Origin of the sequence: Psychroflexus salarius (genome assembly GCF_900129035.1) — a bacterium.
In the GTDB taxonomy this organism is placed as follows: domain Bacteria; phylum Bacteroidota; class Bacteroidia; order Flavobacteriales; family Flavobacteriaceae; genus Psychroflexus; species Psychroflexus salarius.
Genome location: NZ_FQTW01000045.1, coordinates 1 through 1,213, shown reverse-complemented (window position 1 = coordinate 1,213; position 1,213 = coordinate 1). Strand labels below are relative to the sequence as shown.

At 33.1% G+C, this 1,213-nt stretch carries 2 protein-coding genes; both read right to left on the bottom strand.

What is annotated here, in order from left to right; translation table 11 throughout:
* Nucleotides 1–740, bottom strand: a 740-nt coding sequence (locus BUB82_RS11675; protein WP_073193801.1) for an IS3 family transposase, incomplete at its 3' end; no start/stop codon positions are given.
* A 29-nt stretch (nucleotides 741–769) separates the two neighbouring features.
* Nucleotides 770–1,168, bottom strand: coding sequence for a transposase (locus BUB82_RS11670; protein WP_073193800.1), 399 nt, complete (start codon nucleotides 1,166–1,168; stop codon nucleotides 770–772).
* Nucleotides 1,169–1,213: the final 45 nt, after the last annotated feature.

Sequence of the window (1,213 nt, the reverse complement as noted above, 5' to 3'; positions counted from 1 at the left end):
GTTTTTCCTTTTAAATTATCATGCTGTCTTTTCGTATTATAATGTTCTACAGCTTTCTTGGTTTTAGCTTGTAAGTTTCTTAAGTTATTAATGTGCCATAGGTTTAAATATTCATTCTTTATAGTACCGTTTACTCGTTCAGCAAAGGCATTATCTTGAGCTTTCATACCCATGCTAAGCTTTATACCAGCATCCCTAAGTATTCTTTTGTAAGCAGTACTCCCATATTGAGAGCCACGATCTGAGTGGTGAATCATCTCTTTTGCCTCAGAAGGGTTTACCTGTTTCAAAGCCATTTTCAAAGCTTTTATATTGCTCTCTTTACGCATATTATTGCTTACATTATAACCTAAAATTTCTCTGGTATAAACATCTATTATGAAGACTAAATAATAAAATTTACCCTCAATATCAAAATAAGTAATATCACTTTGAAGAACTTGATAAGGTCTTGTAACCATCATCCCTTCAATTAAATTAGGATAGTTTAAATGCGTTGGTATAGTTGTTCTCCTGTAGTTCTTAATAGTTCGTATGCGATAACCTAAATCCATAAAAATCTCGCAAAACTTGTCTCTCCCCAAATGCTGTGGTTTGAGTGTTTTGTACATTTTCTCTACCCCACAACCTGGGTGTTCTTCTCTTAAAATGTCTGCTTGTGTGATTAAGTCCATAAGTTCAGTATCAAAATTTAGTTGTCTTTTTCGGGCTTGATATATAGCTTGTTTACTAATGCTCAAACAACGATAAAGCGCATTAAGACTATAATCTAGTTCTTCTTTGTGGTCTTGGAACCACCAGAGTGTGGGGTGTTTGAGTTTTTTTTGATGTCGATATTGTATTCTTGTTTTGCTAGCTCTATCATCTTTTCTAGATAGTCAATATTCATTTGCTTTTGACCTAAGGCTTGCTCCAATTCGGATATTCGAGCTTGCATTTCATTAATCTTATTCATTTGACTATCTTTAAATTCGACAACTTTTACTGATTTCTTATTGTACTTTGAATACTTATAGATCCACTTATAAATCGATTGATTTGAAATATCGTAAATCTTTTCTAATTCGTAAACTGAATGCTTTCCTGATTCATACAACTTAACTATTCGAAGCTTAAAATCTTCTGAATAAATCTTTCGGGGCCCTAAACGCTTTCCGCTTTTTATCATCTTTAAAATGGGTTTAAAACGGTCAACCTATATCAGGGAGTGACA

Bases quoted from the DNA above. Each gene is read 5' to 3' on its own strand.
- BUB82_RS11670 (WP_073193800.1), bottom strand. From the start codon at position 1,168: ATGATAAAAAGCGGAAAGCGTTTAGGGCCCCGAAAGATTTATTCAGAA.